The following is a 19,433-nucleotide window of genomic DNA, read 5'->3' as shown; positions in this document are numbered from 1 at the left end:
TACTCAACAAGGTACGGATTATGCCTGATTAAAATCAAACATTTCCGTCACTTGATAAAAACCTTTCTTACCAAACAACCACTCCGCAGCAACCACTGCCCCCAAGGCAAAACCAGCTCGATTATGCGCCGTATGCTTAAATTCTATCTGATCGACCTCCGAACTATAAAGTACGGTATGCGTTCCCGGTACCTCTTCAATACGTAAACTCTCGATCAACAGTTCCTCCGGTTTAGCGATCAACTCATCTCCTTCGCCTACCACATCATTTATCCACTTATTCTTGTGATCCGTTTCACCCAAAATACCCTCTGCGATCGTAATTGCAGTCCCGCTTGGGGCATCTAATTTATGGATATGATGAATTTCCTCCACCTGCACATCATACTGTTTATACGGGTTAATCGCCTTTGCTAAAAGCTTATTTACATGAAAAAATATGTTCACGCCAATACTAAAGTTAGACCCATAAAGAAGAGATTGATCCGCTTCAATGCAGATGCTTTTCACTTCCTCCAAATGATCGTACCAACCTGTAGTGCCCACCACAACAGGGAGGTCTGCTTCAAAGCACAAACTTATATTACTAAGGGCTGCGGCCGGTTCACTAAAATCGATAGCGATATCTGCATCCGCCAGATCAGCCGCTGTTAAACTTTCTCGATTGTCTTTATCCACGATCAACGAAATTTCATGACCACGTTTCAGCGCAAATTTCTCTATTTGCTGGCCCATTTTTCCATAGCCTAATAGTACAATCTTCATAATATAATTGGGTTGTTTTTTAATTCAGAGTCATTGTTAACTTCAGGCCCGGCACAACGCCAAAACCGTTCAGTGCTACGTTATTTCCACCAGTTGTCGGCAGTACGGTAGGTGTCACTTTCATTTTCATATCCCGACCGATATTCCATCTATTTTTAAGCATCGAGTCCGCATAAGCCTCAATCACATTTAGGCCCCACCATCCAGCGGTAACCAAAATGGTTAAATCTCTATTCCGACGTGCATAATCCTTTTGTTGAATCAAACTATTCGTATCCCGCCAATTCTGCAATTGACCATCCGGATCAGGTTGCCCATTATTAGCAATACGATAATCAAGCTCATTTAAAAACAACTTATAGTACCATTGCCAATAGTCAAACACCAAATAGGCGCCAACAAAACCACCATAAATCACCGGCACCTTAACCCACCATAGCCCCTTGTTGGTATACTGTCCCCAACCAGGAACCATCAACGAACGGCGCCACGCAATACGTGACAAATGTTCGATCTCCAAACGCGCCGAATCCTTCTTTATACCGTTATAATAGTATTTCTCATGCTCTTTTTCAGCCTTCTCCCTCGCTTTCCGTTCTTTACGTGTCTCCTTCTTCACCGAATCTTGAGCAGCTCCAACCCCAGCGGTCGAATCCTGCAACGCTTCTTTCTTACCCAAACTATCGACACGAACCGGCCTTACCTCTTGTCCAACTGCGGTAAGCGCAGCGAACAGCACTAAAAAAGTTGCAATTATATGGCGCATTACCAATCTAATAATTCCAGAATACGGCTTAAATCATCCTCACTCTCAAATGGTATTTCTATCGCTCCCTTGCCACGTGCATTCTTTAAATTCAAACGCACACGAGTCGAAAAGCGAGACGCTAAATCATCTTCTATCTTCTGATATTGAAAATCAAGCTGCTTACCTACTTCGTGTTTCTTCGGTTTCGATTGTTGCTGTATGTTACGCACCAAAATCTCGGTCATACGTACAGACAATCCTTTATCAATAATCTCTTGATACACGTACAACTGCTTATCCACCTCACCCACATTAATCAATGCACGAGCATGCCCCATAGAAACTTCACCATCCCGTATTCCAGCCTGAATAACAGGCGGCAATTTCAGCAAACGCAAGTAGTTGGTCACTGTAGAGCGATTTTTACTCACACGTTCGCCAAGCTCTTCCTGCTTCAAATTACATTCCTCGATCATCCGTTGAAAACTCAAAGCCACCTCAATAGCGTTTAAGTTCTCCCGTTGAATATTTTCGATCAAGGCCATCTCCAGCATCTGCTGGTCATTGGCCGTACGAACATAAGCTGGAATCTCGGTAATGCCTGCTAATTTGGAAGCACGCAAACGACGCTCACCACTAATTAACTGATATTCGTTTTTATTTACCTGACGAACCGTAATCGGTTGAATCAATCCTTGTACTTTGATAGACTCTGCAAGCTCAAGCAATGCCTGCTCATCAAAATCTGTACGCGGCTGAAAAGGATTGACAGCCACCTGATCTACACGAATAAAATTTATGCTGCCCGCAGCACTAATTCCTGTTTCCTTAATATCTGCAGCACCATCACTCCCACTTCTCGAAACCTGAATATCCTCACTCTGCAATAAAGCGCCCAGTCCTTTCCCTAATCCTGTCTTTCTTTGTAGTGCCATATTATACTGTTGCTGTTTGCGTTTCTTCTGTAACTAAACCATTTTTCTGCAAAATCTCTCTTGCTAAGTTTAAGTAATTGATAGACCCCTTACAAGAGGCATCGTGCATAATCACCGAAATACCAAAACTTGGCGCTTCACTCAAACGGGTATTCCGTTGAATGATGGTATCGAATACCAACTCGCTGAAATGGGTACGAACCTCTTCGACCACTTGATTTGACAAGCGTAAACGCACATCATACATCGTCAATAAGATTCCTTCAATCTCTAAACTTGTGTTAAGACGTGTTTGCACAATCTTAATTGTATTTAAAAGCTTACCTAAACCTTCTAGTGCAAAATACTCACACTGTACCGGAATGATCACCGAATCAGATGCTGTTAACGCATTAATAGTAATCAAGCCTAATGAAGGAGAACAGTCAATAATGATAAAATCATAATCATCTTTAATCTGCTCCAACATTTTCATCATCTTGTATTCACGCTCGTGCATATTTATCATTTCGATCTCCGCACCAACTAAATCAATATGCGCCGGCAGCAAATCTAAGTTTGGGGTATCTGTTGCCTGTATAGCATCACGAGGATCCAAGTCATTCACGAGGCACTCATAAACACTCGCCTTAATTGCTCGTGGATCAAAACCAATACCCGACGTGGAATTTGCCTGCGGATCTGCATCTACTAACAATGTCTTGTGTTCCAAGACAGCCAAACTAGCTGCGAGATTGATGGAAGTTGTCGTTTTCCCTACACCACCTTTTTGATTAGCAATTGCTATAATTTTTCCCATGAGATTGAAATCCTTTATAATTCTTACCACTTGCGACTAGAATCCGATCAAAAATAACACTAATTAACATGCCTTACCGCACGTAAATCCTTAAATCATGTTAAAAATCGCCTTTTTAAAGGGTATAGCTCGCCACAAGCTAAGGTTGCTAAGATACAAAAAATAGGTAAATTGTGAAGTAAAGATTAGGCAGTTGATGGCAGGAATTTGGAAGTATATGGAACGAAATGATTAAATCGTCCCATTCACAATACTACGCAACAATTCCTCTAAACTAATTCGAAAACGAGCCTCTTCGACACCGCTATGCTGCAGCTTACTTTTCTCTTTTTCATAGTAAAACATGGTCCACGCACGATCGTGATATTCCAATGCAGATAAATTTTCGACCCAATCCCCTGAATTCATATACATACAACTTCCTTTCTTGGTTTCGAATCGACGCATCTGTGGCTGATGGATATGTCCGCAGATTACGTAATCGTAGCCATTTTCAATCGCCAAATGAGATGCCGTCTCCTCAAAATCACCAACAAACTTCACCGCCTTCTTAACCGAATTTTTAATACGCTTAGAAAGCGAATACTTTTCCCGACCGACCTTTTGCAGCATCCAGTTTACCACATTATTCAACTGGATCAACCGATCATAACCCCAACCACCAAGCTTGGCTAACCACTTGGCATGTTGGATAGAAGCATCAAAAACATCACCATGAAAAATCCATGTTTGTTTACCATTGAGATTCAGTAGCAAGCGATTCGTCAACGTGATTTGTCCAAACTCCATCTTACCAAACTTGCGCAACATCTCATCGTGGTTTCCAGTAATATAGATCACCTCACAGCCTTGATACGCCAAATCGAGGATATATTTTAACACCCGTAGGTGCGACTCCGGAAAATAGCTTTTTCGAAACTGCCAGATATCGATGATATCCCCATTAAGCACGAGCATTTTCGGGTTGATCGACCCCAAGTACCGTAAGAGCTCTTCTGCTCGACAACCATACGTTCCTAAATGCACATCCGAGATAACAACAAGTTCAACGTTTCTTTTCATAATTCTTTTTTTGAATTGTAAGCATCTAATATCAAGCTCTTAACCAAAAGAAATAAAAAAAGATGAAGCTAACATTTCTTAAAGATTAAGAAATTATCATTTATTGAGCTGTTTCTCAAAGACGGTGCCCTATGAAATTTATATACAATATCGCCGTCATATTTTACAACATAATTCGGGCTTTCTACACGAAGGAACAATAATATTCTATATCTTTAAGCAACCACATTATAGACAGGCTATGTTAAAAATTCAAGTAAAAAATGAGACCGGTCGGTTGCGTTCTGTTATTTTGGGTACAGCGCATGACAATGGACCGATTCCGACCGTTGAAGAAGCATATGATCCAAAATCATTGGAGCACATCCTGGCAGGTACCTATCCGGCCGAATCCGATATGATCTATGAGATGACAGCCTTCCAACATGTCTTGGAGCGTTACGGTGTGACCGTACATCGACCAAAAGTCATCCCCGATCTCAACCAAATATTTACGCGTGACATTGGGTTCGTTATTGAGAACAAATTTATCAAAGCCAATATTCTTCCTGAGCGCGCGGACGAATGGCAGGCTATTAAATTTCTTGTTGACAAAATAGATCCGAATGACATCATAGAAGCACCTTCCAACGTACACATCGAAGGAGGAGATGTAATCCTTTGGAACGACTATATCTTTGTAGGCACATACACCGGTAGTGATTATACAGAAATAAACACAGCACGAACAAATATAGATGGCGTTAACTTCCTTAAGAATACATTTCCTACAAAAAAGATTCTAGGCTTTGACCTCATAAAATCAATGACCGACGCCAGAAAAAATGCACTGCATCTCGATTGCTGTTTTCAACCAGTCGGCAAGGACAAAGCCATTATCTACAAAGGAGGATTTCGAAACCCCGAACACTACAACCAATTGGTGACTCTTTTCGGTTTAGAAAACCTGTTCCACATCACGGCCGAGGAAATGTACAACATGTTTAGCAATGTCTTTTCCATTTCGGACAACTTGGTGGTTACAGAGCGTCGATTTGACCGCCTGAATCATTGGTTGCGCGAAAACGGCTTCCATGTAGAAGAAATCCCATACCACGAAATCGGCAAACAAGAAGGCTTGCTCCGCTGTTCTACATTGCCTCTTTATCGCGATTGATTTTTATGACACAAACAACTGACACCTTACTCTTGGTTCGCCCCTTCGCATTCCGAAAAAATGAACAAACAGCCGTAAACAACTACTTTCAGACGGACATATCTGTTGCCGCCCCGACAAGCTCCGCGCAAAAAGAATTTGACGCATTTGTCGAGCAGTTAAATCTTGCCGGAATAAAAACCTTGGTCATACAAGATACGGGCACCTGGGATACGCCCGATAGCGTATTCCCGAACAATTGTATCTCCTTGCACCAAGGGACAGCCGTATTGTATCCCATGTTTGCCGAAAACAGACGCCTCGAGCGGAAGCTCGATTACATTTCCTTCTTGCGCAATAACGGGTACGAGATCAACCAACTGATTGACTACATCCATTACGAAAACGAGAACATATTTCTGGAGGGCACGGGTTGCCTAATTTTGGATCGCGTACAACAGATTGCTTATTGCTCGATGTCGGATCGTGCTGATGAGCTCCCTATCCGCAACTTCTGCGCCGATTTGAGCTACACCCCCTGCATTTTTCAGGCAAACCAATCCGTCAATGGCTCCCGACTCCCTATCTACCATACCAATGTGATGTTATCGGTAGGAACACACTATGCTGTAATATGCCTAAGTAGCATAGATAATCTCGCGCAACGAGAAGAGGTTATCGCACAGCTTAAGCGTACCAACAAAGAGATTATCGACATCAGCGAAGAACAAATGTATAATTTCGCAGGCAACATCCTTGAAGTAAAATCTACTGATGGAGAACCACGCATTGTGATGAGCAGTGCGGCTTACAACAGCTTCACACCGGCACAGCTTGACATACTGAGCCGCTATGGACAGATTGTCCACGCCCCACTAGACACCATCGAAACCTGCGGCGGCGGAAGTGCCCGCTGCATGTTGGCCGAGGTTTTTTATTAGTTGGTAGGGAGTAGCTCGTTGTTAGTAGTTGACAGGAAATGGTTAGTAGATGGTCGTTAGCAGGAAGTAGAGAGCAGGAAGTAATGAGAAGAATTAATCGTCATATCCACGACAGGAGATATCTATCAACAGTATAGATTAGATGGTAGATAGCAGTTGTTTGTTGGTAGGAAGTAGAGAGAAGAATTAATCGTCATATCGACGACAGAAGATATCTATCAACAGTATAGATTAGATGGTAGATAGTAGTTGTTTGTTGGTAGGAAGTAGAGAGAAGAATTAATCGTCATATCGACGACAGGAGATATCTATCAACTGTATAGATTAGGTGGTAGATAGTAGTTGTTTGTTGGTAGGAAGTAGTGAAGATGTTAGTAACTCTAAACTTTAAAGAATGAAGACGTTTACACATCGTCATTCCGAACGAGGGACGAGGAGGAATCTATAAACTATGGCCAAGCACGTTTTAGAAATAAGGTGCATTATACGACTGAGATGTCTCCAAAGTCGACATGACGAAATATTGTGGTAACGGAGGGTTAACATGAGAGAGCGAACATATTATAGCATAAAAAAGGTGGACCAACGTGGGCCCACCTTTTCAAATCAACAATATATCTAAATCAAGATCTTTCGTGCTAACACGAATATTAATATTCTATCGGGAAGTTAAACTCAACAGTTCCTTCTTCTGACGTACCTTTGATACGTACAATATTTCGTTTAGTGCTTCCCAACGCACTCTCCACCTCGTCCACATTGTTCACCGGCTTACCGTTCACATGTGTCACGATTAATCCCTTTTCCACACCAAAGTACTCAAACATCCCGCCACGGTGCACTTGCGTAATCACAACACCCGAACTCACCCCGAATTTCTTCTTCTGTGCATCTGATGCAGGTGTAAAGCTCGCACCTAGCTTATTGAAAATCTCTGTTGCACTCTTACTATTCGCTTCTTCAGCAGCCGTTTTCTTTGCTTCCTGTGCTTTCAACGTAATAGTCGCTTCACGCTCCTTACCTTCTCGTTTGTAAGCAATCTTAACCTTATCGCCCGGACGCAAACGTGCTACACGCTCCTGTAGATCGGATGACGAGTAAATAACATTACCTTCTATCTTCGTGATCACGTCACCTTTCTTCAAGCCTGCACTTGCTGCAGCACCATCTTTCACCACATCCTGAACAAATAAGCCATTTACATCATCAATATTATACTCTTTACGTACCGCCTCATTAATCTCATTGAAAGTAACACCTATATAACCACGCTGCACCGCACCAAACTCTTTAAAGTCATCCATGATTTTCTTCACCAAGTTCACTGGAATCGCAAAGCCATAACCTGCATAAACTCCAGTTGGCGATGCGATCGCCGCATTGATACCAATCAACTCACCACGTGCATTAACCAAAGCACCGCCACTATTTCCTTTATTGATAACCGCATCCGTCTGGATAAAAGACTCAATCGCGGTATTCACAATCGGCTCTTGCGACTGACCATAACCATATGGGGCACGTTGGTTCTGCTCCCCAAGGATACCAATCTGTCTACCCTTCGCACTAACGATTCCGGCTGTTACTGTAGACTGCAGACTCAACGGGTAACCAACCGCTAACACCCATTCGCCGATCTGTACATTATCGGAGTTACCAAAACGCACAAACGGAAGGTTCGACCCACTAACTTTTAACAACGCCAAATCAAAATCAGGATCACGACCAATCACCTTAGCTTCAAACGTCCGCTTATCTGTCAGCTGCACCTCAATCTTGTCTGCATCTTCTACCACGTGATTATTTGTTACAATGTATCCATCCTGCGAGATCAACACGCCCGACCCAGAAGCTTGTGCTTGCCGAGGTTCTGCGCGACGTTGCTGTGGCATACCGAAAAATTCTTCAAACATATCAAATGGTGACCCACTGCCTCCCCCGCCACGCTGGGAACCACGCGCGGTCATCGTCACTTTAATATGGACAACACCTGGAGATACCGCTGCTGCAGCTTGTGTAAAATCCGGATTCCCAGTAGAAGCCATAACTTCCGCACCTGGATTATTGGCGTAAAATACCTTTTGCTGTTCTTCGAACGACATTTTATTCATCTGCTTATTTTCGAAGACCTTATACCCCCCAATAGCAACAGCTCCACCGACGAAAGCTGTCAATAAACTTATTCCTATTTTTTTCATATTCGTAATTGCTATTATTATCTTAAATTGTTTTACTCTTGTATGAAGAGTCTATTCAAATGTAATACCATTAGGCATGGCATAACATCATTTGTCAGTTAAAAAATGTTAACAACAAGCTCTTTAGGACTATTTTTAACAAGTTTTAACAATCATTCTCACAATTGTAACAAGAATATTAATTTTACATCAAATTTTCACGTTCATGGATGCAAAAATCAAATTCTCAAAATACCAAGGTGCTGGAAACGATTTTATTTTAGTAGACAATCGAAATGCCGCTTTTAATCGAGAAAACACAACTTTGGTCAATCAACTGTGCGACCGTAGGTTTGGCATTGGTGCCGACGGCCTGATGCTCCTACAATATACGGAAAATTTTGATTTTGAAATGGTTTACTACAATGCGGATGGCAACGAAGGCACCATGTGTGGAAATGGAGGTCGTTGCATTGTTGCGTTTGCACGAGACCTTGGCATTATTGACAAAGAAACTGCCTTTTTGGCAGTAGACGGGCCGCACCACGCTTCAATTGAAGGAGATCAAGTAAATCTAGGGATGATCGATGTCCAAGAAGTGACGCGAGACGGCGAGGCATACGTCCTAAACACAGGATCCCCGCACTTCATAAAGCAAGTAGACAATCTCCAGGGACTAAATGTCTACGAAGCGGGGTACAGCATCCGCAACAACGACACATACAAACAAGAAGGGATCAATGTGAACTTCATTGAAAAAGAAGCAAATGGTTATTTTGTACGAACTTTCGAACGAGGCGTAGAAGATGAAACATTGGCATGTGGCACCGGCGCTACCGCAGCCGCAATGGCAATGGCAATAGCTGAAAACAAAACAGGCCAACAGGAGATTCCTATTCGTGTTTTGGGTGGCCAGCTTTACATCGCCTTCTACCGCGATAACAACAACTTCACGAACGTACGACTTAAAGGACCTGCAAATTTTGTTTTCGACGGCAAAATATAGCTTTTCACCTTTATAAGTAGACCTTTTAGGTATTTATTGTGTATATTGGTACCTTTTTCAGGAAAGAAGGAAGCTATTATTTCCATGCAACAAGTCGACAGTAAATTGCCATTCAAGTTAGTCTATTCGTTAGGAGAACACCCCTATCTCGGGTTTCTTATTGAGCCTCATGTTGTTCAACTTAATCCGAATGGTTCTTACTCGCTTAGCTACAAGCGCATCTTCACGAATACGATTGGTGACTTCGCGTCTGCCCTTGATGAAACCGACTATCAAATCATCAAATTATTAGATGAAATCGAACAGACGAACATCATCAAACGACACCATAAAAAAGCTATTCGCCCAGTCGATTTCTTTGGAAAAATATTTGACAAGAAGATCCTAGAACACCTCCGCCCAAAAATTGAGCAGAATATGATTCTAGCGCTCGAAAAAATCGGAAACAAACCTCTATTCTTAATGAGTAAGGACGGTTATCCGGCAGATCAAGAGCTCCACATTGCAGATGAACCAATGTCCATCTTGTTTCATTTCCGTCGGGATGACATCGAAACCCGATATTTCCCAACGCTCAAATACAAAGGAAATCGATTGGATTTCATGTATAAAGGAGCCCAGGTCATCATCAACAAACAGGCATGGCTGCTCCTCGAAAATACACTGTTTCATTTTGATCAGGATATAGACGGCAAAAAACTCAGCCCTTTCTTAAATAAGCGCTATATCGCCGTTCCTCGCGCAACCGAGAAGCGTTACTTCGAAACCTTCGTGGTCGGACTGATCGAGAAGTATCATGTTTATGCGGAAGGCTTTGAAATCAAAACCCACAAGGAAGACGCACGCCCCATTATCAAGCTTTTTTATGTCACCTCAGGCGATTCTTTCATACAACTATCTTTCGCCTATGGCCCGTATGAGTTTTCCTCGGGAGGCGAACAACCGACAACCGTACGACTACAGTACCATGAGGAGACAGACACCTATACATTTCATCGCATTAAGCGGTCGTTAGCCTGGGAGAAAAAGCAAACCACATTTCTAGAAAGCATCGGCTTACACAAGAAAGATGCGCTATTTGGTTCCTATGTCACCGCTGATGATAGTTCGGTTATCACTTGGCTGAATCAATATCAAGAGTTGCTCCAGGAAAAAGGCTTTTCCGTGACGCAAGAGAAAGGAGACAAAACTATCTTTATTGGGAAAACATCCCTTGAAATAGAAATTCAAGAAGAAAACGATTGGTTCGATGTAAAGGCAATGGCTTATTTTGGACCATACGAAATCCCTTTTATTGAGCTTCGCGACAATATCCTGAACAGAATAAGAGAGTTTACCCTGCCTAATGGCGAGATCGCTATCATTCCTGAAGAGTGGTTCGCACAATATGAACATCTATTTCATTTTGCAACAAAGCGTGACTCCCTGACCTTCAGCAAGACTCATATCGGCTTACTCCACGAAATCTCAGAACACACGCAGGTCACTTTCCATCGAAAACTGGAGAAACTCATGGAATTTGATGAAATCGATGACCAGCCTGTTCCTGAACATTTCAATGGAGAACTACGCCCCTACCAAAAAGCAGGATACAACTGGTTTCATTTTTTGCAACGTTACAAATTTGGAGGTTGCCTGGCCGATGATATGGGACTTGGAAAAACGGTACAAACTCTAGCCTTGCTACAGAAACAACGCGAAGAACTCAGGGATAGTGACCAATCGAAAACATCTTTATTGATTCTACCCACTTCCTTAATATATAATTGGCAAAAGGAAGCCGAAAAATTTGCACCGGCATTACGTGTCTTGCTCCATACCGGCTCCAACAGATTAAAAGATCCGTTTGGATTTTCACATTTTGACCTCGTCATCACCACCTATGGAATCGCACGCAGTGATGAGCAGTTACTCGCCAAATTCTTCTTCAACTATATCATTCTGGACGAAAGTCAACATATCAAAAACCCGACATCGAAGTCCTTTAAAGCCATAAAGACACTGAAGAGCAAACATAAACTCGCGCTCAGTGGAACGCCTATAGAAAATTCAGTTGGAGACATCTGGTCACAGATGCACTTCACAAACCCGGGATTATTGGGCTCATACAGCTTCTTTCAAAAAGAATTTGTACTTCCTATCGAGAAGAAGAAAGACGAAGAAAAGGCAGCGCGTCTACAAGCTATAATAAAGCCTTTTATCTTACGCCGTACCAAAGACCAAGTCGCCAAGGAGCTTCCACCAAAAACGGAACAGACGATATACTGCCAGATGAACGAAGAGCAAGCGGAACAGTATGAAAGTGTAAAATCGGAATACCGCAATGCCTTGCTCGACAATGCCCTCCAACAAAATGGAAAAGGCAACCAGATTCTGCTTCTCCAAGGGCTTACCAAGCTGCGTCAGTTAGCCAATCATCCCCGGATGCTGGACGAGAACGCCGATATATCTTCGGGCAAGTTTGATGCTGTGACAGAAATGTTGTCTTCCATTATGGCAGAAGGCCATAAGGTATTAGTCTTCTCACAATTTGTAAAGCAACTACAGCTCTTCAAACAATATTTCGATAAACAGAAGATTGCTTATGCGTATCTGGACGGCAGCACAAAAGATCGACAAGAGGCCGTTTCTGTGTTTAAAGAAAATGAAGCCGTACAAGTCTTTTTGATTTCGATCAAAGCCGGTGGAGTAGGATTGAACCTCACAGAGGCAGATTACGTATTCATCTTAGACCCATGGTGGAACCCCGCCGTAGAGCAGCAAGCCATAGACCGATCCCATCGTATCGGACAAAAGAAAAACGTATTTATCTATAAATTCATCAGTAAAGATACCGTAGAAGAGAAAATATTGGCCTTACAAGGGCGAAAGAAAGCGCTATCAAGTGCACTGATCACAACGGAGGAAAGCTTTATCAAGTCACTAAGCAAAGAGGATATTCAAGAACTTCTTAAATAAGAAACGGCGACCAGGGCGGTCGCCGTTTAACTTTACAATAAACTATTAAACAAAAATTAACTCGTATTTAACTACGGTTTACTTGCTCTTGAAGGCTTCAATCCCTCGCAGCAGGTAAGCCGCATAACTCGTTACATCATAATCTGCGCCACTAGGCGGAAGAAGTAGCTTTCCATCGGTACCTACAATCGCATACAACGGCTGTGAATTGCTATTGAATGTAGATGCCTGAAAATCACTATTCTTTTTACCTATCGTATTAATTTTTTTACCTGAATAAGTCGAAACATACTGCTCCTCAGGTTTCAATTCTGTTCTGTCATCCACGAAGAGTTCGATCATCACAAACTCATCACGTAGAAGCGACGCAACCTTTGGATCCGTCCATACGTTCGCTTCCATCTTACGGCAGTTCACACAATTCCAACCTGTAAAATCGATCAACACGGGTTTGTTCAATTCTTTGGCAGCAGCTAATCCTTCTTCATAATCATAATAAGGATCAAAACCTTTTGGTGTGCCACGCTCGTGGAATATCTCATGGTATTTCTTCGTTTTACCTGTACCATGTGATGCCGCCGGTGCTGCCCCCACATTCGCTACCGAAAGATCAAAATCCTGCGTCGCAGATGGAGGGAGAAATGCAGAAATAGATTTCAATGGTGCACCCCACATGCCTGGAATCATATACATTACAAAAGCAAAAACTACAATCGCGAAGAATGTGCGTGGAACAGACATATAAGCCAAAGGACTATCGTGCGAGAAGCTGATCTTTCCAATCAGGTAAAGCCCCATCAGACCAAAGATAACGATCCACAACGCCAAAAACACCTCTCTATCCAACCAGTTCCAGTGGTAAGCCAAATCCACATTGGAAAGAAACTTCAAAGCTAATGCTAACTCCAAGAAACCGAGGACAACTTTCACGCTGTTTAACCAACCGCCTGACTTAGGCATCGCCTTCATCATAGAAGGGAATACCGCAAAAATTACAAACGGAATAGCCAACGCAATAGAGAAACCTAACATGCCGATTGCAGGACCTAAGCGCTCTCCTTTTGAAGCAGCTTCTACCAGTAGTGTACCGATAATTGGTCCAGTACAAGAGAATGAAACCAACGCCAAACTGAAGGCCATAAAGAACAAACCTAAGAGACCTCCTTTATCTGATTTCGCATCAATTTTATTGACGAAAGAACTTGGTAAGGTCATTTCAAATGCACCAAAAAACGACGCCGCAAAAATGACTAATATCAAGAAGAAGATAAAGTTAAAGACACCGTTCGTAGACAAAGCGTTAAGCGCATCGGAACCGAACACAATGGTGATTAACATCCCCAAGGCCACGTAAATCACAATAATAAACAAGCCATATAGTAACGCTTGCGATATCGCTTTTGCACGTGAACCACTCTTTTTGGTGAAGAAACTGACCGTTAATGGTACCATAGGGAAGATACACGGCATAATAAAGGCCGCAAAACCGCCCAATAAGCCCGCAATAAAAATACCCCACATGGACTGTTTCTCTTCTCCTCCGCCCGCAGGAGCAATCTCACCACTGGTGGCAGCTGTACTGTCTTTGGATACTGTATCAGGCGCGCTCTCACTAAACACGAGATCCGCAGGAACTTGTGCCAACGTATCTGGAGACACTGATTCTTCCGTAAACTCAACACCTTCTAACGACACCAAACTATCTGCCTCTTGCGCAAACAAAACTGCCGGAACCATCAGGCACACAAACAGTATAATTTTAAAAAGACTTTTCATATACTTTAGGTTATATACGTCTATTAAACTAACGGACTAGCTAAACGGCTAATCGGATGAAATCCTTCAAAAGATACGTCTGTAGAGATGAATCCGTCTTTAACAGGCTCTTCTTTTACTAAATCTGTACTTAAGTATTTCTTATTATCATCGCACAATAGTGTTACCACTGTCGCATCATCGCCTAACTCTTCTTTCAGCTTAATCGCTCCAATAACATTCGCTCCTGAAGAGATACCAACGGCCAAACCTAGTTGTTGTGCCAATTTCTGCGCCATGATGATGGAATCGCCATCTGAAGCCTGGATAACAGGGTCTAAATCGTTCAATTTGACGATCGCCGGAATAAATTCATCGGAGATACCTTGAATACGGTGCGATCCTACTTTATAACCGGTAGTCAATGTTGGACTTTCAGCCGGCTCTAATGGGTGCACCTTAACAAATGGGTTTACTTTTTTCAAGCTGTTCCCAACCCCCATTACTGTACCACCTGTTCCAACACCTGCAACGAAAGCATCAGCTACTTTACCGATACTATCTAACTGCTGTATAATTTCTTTCCCTGTTGTCAACTCATGTGCTTCCGCATTGTATTGATTCTCGAACTGACGAGGAAGGAAGACGCCACCTTTAGCCGCTTGCTCTTCACTCATACGGATACTACCCAAGAAACCGCCCTCTTCTTTAGAGACCAATTGAATGTCGGCGCCCATACTTTTAATAATGTCGATACGCTCTTTACTTAGCCAGTTCGGCATAATGATCTTCACGCCATGCCCCAATGCCTTACCAATAGCAGAGAATGCAATCCCTGTGTTACCACTTGTTGCTTCTACAATAACATCTGTTGGACGGATTGCACAATTCATATACGCTTTGTATAAAATATACAAGGCCATACGATCTTTAATACTTCCGGTAAGATTGTAATTCTCACATTTTACATAAATCTGGCCAGGCTTACCTTTATAGGTATACTGTAACTCCAACATTGGCGTGTTACCAACCAAACACCATAAATGCTTAAACTTTGAATCTAATTTAGGTGACAAACACTCACTTATCATCTCTTGCATAACAATACTATATTAACACACAAAAATTGAATATTACAAGATAATATTCAACAACAACATATAATTTCCATAAATTTTATTGAAATAATGATATTAAACAATAATACATACAATAAAATTATCTAAATTTGATTCGCGACAAGAAAACTTATTATGGAACTGGATAACACCGACATCAAACTTCTCCGCCTTCTACAGAAGGATGCATCGTTAAGCAATAAAGAATTGTCTTACCATCTCAGCAAATCTATTGCAGCTGTGCACGAAAGGGTAAAAAAATTAAAAGCGAACGGCTACATCCAACGGACTGTAGCAATTCTAGATCGAAAGAAAGTCGGCATTGGCTTAATCTCTTTTTCGCAGGTGTTCCTAAAAGCACATACCGCAGAGGTGCTCAACGAGTTTGAACGTGAAGTAGCAAAGTTCCCTGAAGTGATGGAATGCTATCAAATGGCCGGATCCTACGATTTTATGCTACGTATTGCCACAAAAGACATGGAAGGGTACCATATGTTCCTACGCCATAAACTAGCGGTACTACCACATGTAAATACGGTACAAACCTACTTTGTCTTATCGGAAACAAAAAACGAAACGGCGTATCCTATTTAGTAGTTGGGCAAAAAAAAAGACACAATATCTTGTGTCTCTACATGTAGCTTACGCGCTAAAAAAATGTGGGAATTACTGGGTTCGAACCAGTGACCCCTACCTTGTCGAGGTAGTGCTCTAAACCAGCTGAGCTAAACTCCCCTATTTTGATCTTTGTCGTCGCATTTTCATACGCCTTCTAAAGATAACCATTTTTCATAAAAAAAGCACCAATTTCTTGATGCTTTCTGTGGAGGCTACTGGATTCGAACCAGTGACCCTCTGCTTGTAAGGCAGATGCTCTGAACCAGCTGAGCTAAGCCTCCTTTTTTGTTGTGGAGAATACTGGATTCGAACCAGTGACCCTCTGCTTGTAAGGCAGATGCTCTGAACCAGCTGAGCTAATTCTCCATGCCTTTTTGCTTATTGCGTGTGCAAATATAAGCCTAAAATCTAATCTTCAAAAATATTTATGCTTTTTTTTTACCCTAAATCAGCAATCGACTAACAGACAATAAATTAAATTTACTAACCTTAGTCATAAAATTTCCAGGAAACCCCAAACCGGAAGTTTGCATCGTTCATCGGATACCTACGAACCGTGTAATATCCCTTCGGATATATCATTTGGTTCATAAAATTATAGGCAAGGAACAAATTAACACGTCTAATATTTGCTGTAACCCATGCATCCATGATTGGATACGTCGAATATTCAATCCGCGCATTATCATTATAGAACTGCCCTATATTAATAGCGTAGGATGGCGAGCGGAAAGGCGTATTAAAGCGCGCATCGACACCAATTCGAAAATCAGCCACCTTATATAATACATTGGCATAATAAAAGCTGTGCCATGTATACAGCTCCGGAACCGCCAGTACATCTTCCGCATTCGACTTTTGGTACACCACCATATTGTCTAAATGAAAACGACCGAATTTAAAATTCTGTCCCACCGACACCTTCAACAAATTAAGATTACCATATTGCGCAGGTTCTACTTGACGAACCAATAGCTCATCGTTATCCGGGTTATCAACCTCCTTAAAGTAAAGATAATTGTCAATCAGGAAATACTCCACTTTACCCGAAAAACCCAGCTTCTTATTGAGATATGCAAAAGAAAGATTCTGCGTTTTCGTTTTCTCAAAATTATTCGCCCACTGATGATATGTATAATTCATACGGTCAAATGCCATCTCCGGGGACTTATTCTGCGAATACGCCCCAAGACTGATCTTTCCTGCATTCTCACTCAACAAGACATCTGCCGTAGCTTCATAGAGAAAGTCGCCCGCATTCCGACCTACCACAATCTGATTGACCGTCCCCAAAACATTTACGCGATCACTAAACTTGTACCCAATCTCCCCCTTGACCATACTATTCTGATAAAAATCAGAAGTCAAACTATCCGCATACCAGATCAAATCATTCTGAAAGCCCAAGTTTATCTTCGCTTCATTCTTCATGGCTCCTCTGGGACGCAAATAAAAACTATAGGTAAACTCATTCGTTACGGTCGTAATCTTTGTCGTATCATTTACCAGCACCGCATCTCCAAAAGGGAAAGCCCCCTCCAAATCTTCCTCATTTTTAAAGAACGTATAGTTGCGCATCCGAATAGACGAGTTGTGCGCCACCGCATTCGTTGGATGCACCTCCATCAGCGGTGTACCCACATTAACGGTATCCAAGCGTCCAAAATAGTAAGATTGACGGAGGAATACCCCATTATCTCTCCATTTATTATGTGGCCTCGTTGCATTCCGTCCACGTAATCGTGTTAGATAACTAAGGTTGGAACTGTTTTCCGAATTATTAAAAATATTCTCCTCCACCACAGCCCCGTTTTCCGGACTGTTTAAGTTGTTAAAAGTTGCATTCACCAACATATTATAGCGGTGGCTCGCCGACTCATACCAAGAAAAAATAGCCGCCTTACGCTCATTATAATCTTGGTTGGTATAGTACCCATCCGTATTCGTTGCATGATACTCCGCCCCAATATTCCATCGCGGATTAATATTCTGCGCTAATCGCGCACGAAACACCTGATCATCGAAAAAGAAACCGACCGCATACAACTCCGAATAACGAGCACGAGCACGAAAATACTGAATGCTATCACTCAGCAACAGATTTCGCTCCAAGGCATGAAAGCCCGACTGGAAACCAATACTCTTGTTTGGATTAAAAAGAAGGTCTCGCGTAGCAAGACCATATGCCCCAAGGTTGATACTCGGATTCCACGGTAAATTCTGCTTGTTGTAGTACTGAAAATTAATATGCGATGTATCAATCTGCACCGTATGCGTAAATTGTTTTAACATAGGGAGCGTAGCATAACGCACATACTTCGCTGTAAAAACAACAGAATCCTTCTTATTATCCTCCTTAGCTCGCGCCGAATCCAGCGCGCTGCTAAACTCTTCTTCTACCTGCGCCGAAACATAGGATAGACTATATATACTAAAAACAAAAAAAAGGGACAGCAGTCTAAGATACCTGTTCATCAATGCCTATATATTCACGTAAATAACAACAAAAGTACGTCTAAAAATCACATTTATTGCAAGGCTATCAATTCTTTTAGAATCTTTGTCATCTTCGGTTCCGCAGCAGCTGCAACAGCAACAATCTCCGCCAAGGATACAGGCTGCAAGTCGTTATGGAAACCCTCATCTGTGATGACCGAAATCGCAAATACAGGCAGACTCATATGATTGGCAACAATTACCTCCGGAACCGTACTCATCCCCACAATATCACCTCCAATAATTTGCATATAACGATACTCTGCCTTTGTTTCCAAATTCGGCCCTGGCGCCGCCACATATACCACTTTGTGTGCGCGTACATCCAGCTCCATCGCAATATCACTCGCCTGCTCAATCATTTTCCGATTATACGGTTGGCTCATATCCGGAAAGCGCGGACCAAAGTCATCGTCATTTGGACCCCGCAGCGGATTATCCGGCAGCAGATTGATATGATCCTCAATGATACCGATATCACCTTTTAATATACTGGAGTTTAGCGAGCCAGACGCATTCGACACAAAAAGCTTCTGGATTCCTAAACCTTTCATCACACGAATAGGAAACGTGATTTCCTGCATACTATAGCCCTCATAGTAATGTAGACGCCCTTGCATGGCCACCACACGCCGGCCATTAAGTAAACCAAAAATCAACTTCCCTGTATGAAACTCCACGGTAGAAATTGGGAAATTGGGAATATTGGAGTACATCAGCTGATGCTCCACCTCAATCTCGTCAACTAACTTACCTAAGCCTGTCCCGAGGACGATACCAAATTCTGGCGTAAAATCGCCTACCTTACGACGAATAAATTCTAGGGTCTCTTCAATTAAATGATACATCTGTAGAAAAATCTGTTTACTCAAACTTACAAAAAAAAACCTTCATTACGTCAGTGCGGTTAACCGCACTGA

Annotated in this window: 15 protein-coding genes and 3 tRNA genes; 5 read left to right on the top strand and 13 right to left on the bottom strand. The window is 42.2% G+C overall.

Annotated features, from left to right (window positions below; genetic code table 11):
* Positions 1-18: 18 nt before the first annotated feature.
* The 5 genes from dapB to E2P86_RS00720 all read right to left on the bottom strand — a co-directional run bounded on the left by dapB (position 19) and on the right by E2P86_RS00720 (position 4,309).
* Positions 19-765, bottom strand: coding sequence for a 4-hydroxy-tetrahydrodipicolinate reductase (gene dapB / locus E2P86_RS00740; RefSeq protein WP_085474068.1), 747 nt, complete (start codon positions 763-765; stop codon positions 19-21).
* A 19-nt stretch (positions 766-784) separates the two neighbouring features.
* The gene (locus E2P86_RS00735) at positions 785-1,531 is read right to left on the bottom strand and encodes a DUF5683 domain-containing protein (protein ID WP_134430093.1); all 747 of its coding nucleotides are present in this window, start codon (positions 1,529-1,531) and stop codon (positions 785-787) included.
* A complete protein-coding gene (locus tag E2P86_RS00730) occupies positions 1,531-2,448 on the bottom strand; it encodes a ParB/RepB/Spo0J family partition protein (protein WP_085474066.1) in 918 nt (305 codons plus the stop codon). Before E2P86_RS00730 ends, E2P86_RS00735 begins: the two co-directional genes overlap by 1 nt.
* Before the next feature lies 1 nt (position 2,449).
* Positions 2,450-3,247 carry a ParA family protein gene (locus E2P86_RS00725; protein WP_085474065.1) on the bottom strand — a complete coding sequence of 266 codons (798 nt, stop codon included), beginning with the start codon at positions 3,245-3,247 and terminating at the stop codon, positions 2,450-2,452.
* Between the two features lie 231 nt (positions 3,248-3,478).
* Positions 3,479-4,309, bottom strand: a complete 831-nt coding sequence (locus E2P86_RS00720) for a UDP-2,3-diacylglucosamine diphosphatase (protein WP_134430090.1) — start codon at positions 4,307-4,309, stop codon at positions 3,479-3,481.
* 241 nt (positions 4,310-4,550) lie between these two features.
* Between E2P86_RS00720 and E2P86_RS00715 the strand changes: the two genes are divergently transcribed.
* Together E2P86_RS00715 and ctlX are read left to right on the top strand one after the other, a co-directional pair.
* Positions 4,551-5,465, top strand: coding sequence for a dimethylarginine dimethylaminohydrolase family protein (locus E2P86_RS00715; RefSeq protein WP_134430087.1), 915 nt, complete (start codon positions 4,551-4,553; stop codon positions 5,463-5,465).
* A gap of 5 nt (positions 5,466-5,470) precedes the next feature.
* Complete coding sequence (gene ctlX, locus E2P86_RS00710) at positions 5,471-6,385, top strand: citrulline utilization hydrolase CtlX (protein ID WP_134430084.1); 915 nt, start codon at positions 5,471-5,473, stop codon at positions 6,383-6,385.
* A gap of 650 nt (positions 6,386-7,035) precedes the next feature.
* Here the strand turns inward: ctlX and E2P86_RS00705 are convergent.
* On the bottom strand, positions 7,036-8,583 hold the full coding sequence (locus tag E2P86_RS00705; protein WP_134430080.1) for a Do family serine endopeptidase: 1,548 nt from the start codon (positions 8,581-8,583) through the stop codon (positions 7,036-7,038).
* Positions 8,584-8,788: 205 nt separating this feature from the next.
* Here E2P86_RS00705 and dapF point away from each other — a divergent pair, with 205 nt between their 5' ends.
* Both dapF and E2P86_RS00695 read left to right on the top strand, forming a co-directional pair.
* Entirely contained in the window at positions 8,789-9,568 is a 780-nt protein-coding gene (gene dapF, locus E2P86_RS00700) for a diaminopimelate epimerase (RefSeq protein ID WP_134430077.1), read from the top strand.
* A gap of 84 nt (positions 9,569-9,652) precedes the next feature.
* Positions 9,653-12,526 (top strand): DEAD/DEAH box helicase, encoded by a 2,874-nt coding sequence (locus E2P86_RS00695; protein ID WP_134430074.1) that lies wholly within the window; start codon positions 9,653-9,655, stop codon positions 12,524-12,526.
* A gap of 78 nt (positions 12,527-12,604) precedes the next feature.
* On the opposite strand, the gene E2P86_RS00690 is transcribed toward E2P86_RS00695, so the two are convergent.
* On the bottom strand, positions 12,605-14,302 hold the full coding sequence (locus E2P86_RS00690) for a protein-disulfide reductase DsbD family protein (protein ID WP_134430071.1): 1,698 nt from the start codon (positions 14,300-14,302) through the stop codon (positions 12,605-12,607).
* 23 nt (positions 14,303-14,325) lie between these two features.
* Positions 14,326-15,381, bottom strand: a complete 1,056-nt coding sequence (locus E2P86_RS00685; RefSeq protein ID WP_085474059.1) for a PLP-dependent cysteine synthase family protein — start codon at positions 15,379-15,381, stop codon at positions 14,326-14,328.
* A 150-nt stretch (positions 15,382-15,531) separates the two neighbouring features.
* Between E2P86_RS00685 and E2P86_RS00680 the strand changes: the two genes are divergently transcribed.
* The gene (locus E2P86_RS00680; protein ID WP_134430068.1) at positions 15,532-15,993 is read left to right on the top strand and encodes an Lrp/AsnC family transcriptional regulator; all 462 of its coding nucleotides are present in this window, start codon (positions 15,532-15,534) and stop codon (positions 15,991-15,993) included.
* Between the two features lie 66 nt (positions 15,994-16,059).
* On the opposite strand, the gene E2P86_RS00675 is transcribed toward E2P86_RS00680, so the two are convergent.
* The 5 genes from E2P86_RS00675 to E2P86_RS00655 all read right to left on the bottom strand — a co-directional run bounded on the left by E2P86_RS00675 (position 16,060) and on the right by E2P86_RS00655 (position 19,361).
* Positions 16,060-16,134: transfer RNA gene (locus E2P86_RS00675), tRNA-Val, on the bottom strand.
* A gap of 89 nt (positions 16,135-16,223) precedes the next feature.
* Positions 16,224-16,298 (bottom strand) — tRNA-Val (locus E2P86_RS00670).
* 10 nt (positions 16,299-16,308) lie between these two features.
* Positions 16,309-16,383 (bottom strand) — tRNA-Val (locus E2P86_RS00665).
* 123 nt (positions 16,384-16,506) lie between these two features.
* Positions 16,507-18,492 (bottom strand): putative porin, encoded by a 1,986-nt coding sequence (locus tag E2P86_RS00660; protein WP_085474057.1) that lies wholly within the window; start codon positions 18,490-18,492, stop codon positions 16,507-16,509.
* Between the two features lie 53 nt (positions 18,493-18,545).
* Positions 18,546-19,361 carry a purine-nucleoside phosphorylase gene (locus E2P86_RS00655; protein ID WP_085474056.1) on the bottom strand — a complete coding sequence of 272 codons (816 nt, stop codon included), beginning with the start codon at positions 19,359-19,361 and terminating at the stop codon, positions 18,546-18,548.
* Positions 19,362-19,433 lie beyond the last annotated feature (72 nt).

It is taken from the genome of Sphingobacterium psychroaquaticum (assembly GCF_004421025.1).
GTDB lineage: Bacteria > Bacteroidota > Bacteroidia > Sphingobacteriales > Sphingobacteriaceae > Sphingobacterium > Sphingobacterium psychroaquaticum.
Note: the sequence above shows the minus strand (reverse complement) of the source record. Positions and strands in the feature narration are given on the sequence as shown.

Coding starts and splice junctions, on each gene's coding strand:
- dapB (WP_085474068.1), bottom strand. CDS start 765: ATGAAGATTGTACTATTAGGCTATGGAAAAATGGGCCAGCAAATAGAG.
- E2P86_RS00735 (WP_134430093.1), bottom strand. CDS start 1,531: ATGCGCCATATAATTGCAACTTTTTTAGTGCTGTTCGCTGCGCTTACC.
- E2P86_RS00730 (WP_085474066.1), bottom strand. CDS start 2,448: ATGGCACTACAAAGAAAGACAGGATTAGGGAAAGGACTGGGCGCTTTA.
- E2P86_RS00725 (WP_085474065.1), bottom strand. CDS start 3,247: ATGGGAAAAATTATAGCAATTGCTAATCAAAAAGGTGGTGTAGGGAAA.
- E2P86_RS00720 (WP_134430090.1), bottom strand. CDS start 4,309: ATGAAAAGAAACGTTGAACTTGTTGTTATCTCGGATGTGCATTTAGGA.
- E2P86_RS00715 (WP_134430087.1), top strand. CDS start 4,551: ATGTTAAAAATTCAAGTAAAAAATGAGACCGGTCGGTTGCGTTCTGTT.
- ctlX (WP_134430084.1), top strand. CDS start 5,471: ATGACACAAACAACTGACACCTTACTCTTGGTTCGCCCCTTCGCATTC.
- E2P86_RS00705 (WP_134430080.1), bottom strand. CDS start 8,583: ATGAAAAAAATAGGAATAAGTTTATTGACAGCTTTCGTCGGTGGAGCT.
- dapF (WP_134430077.1), top strand. CDS start 8,789: ATGGATGCAAAAATCAAATTCTCAAAATACCAAGGTGCTGGAAACGAT.
- E2P86_RS00695 (WP_134430074.1), top strand. CDS start 9,653: ATGCAACAAGTCGACAGTAAATTGCCATTCAAGTTAGTCTATTCGTTA.
- E2P86_RS00690 (WP_134430071.1), bottom strand. CDS start 14,302: ATGAAAAGTCTTTTTAAAATTATACTGTTTGTGTGCCTGATGGTTCCG.
- E2P86_RS00685 (WP_085474059.1), bottom strand. CDS start 15,381: ATGCAAGAGATGATAAGTGAGTGTTTGTCACCTAAATTAGATTCAAAG.
- E2P86_RS00660 (WP_085474057.1), bottom strand. CDS start 18,492: ATGAACAGGTATCTTAGACTGCTGTCCCTTTTTTTTGTTTTTAGTATA.
- E2P86_RS00655 (WP_085474056.1), bottom strand. CDS start 19,361: ATGTATCATTTAATTGAAGAGACCCTAGAATTTATTCGTCGTAAGGTA.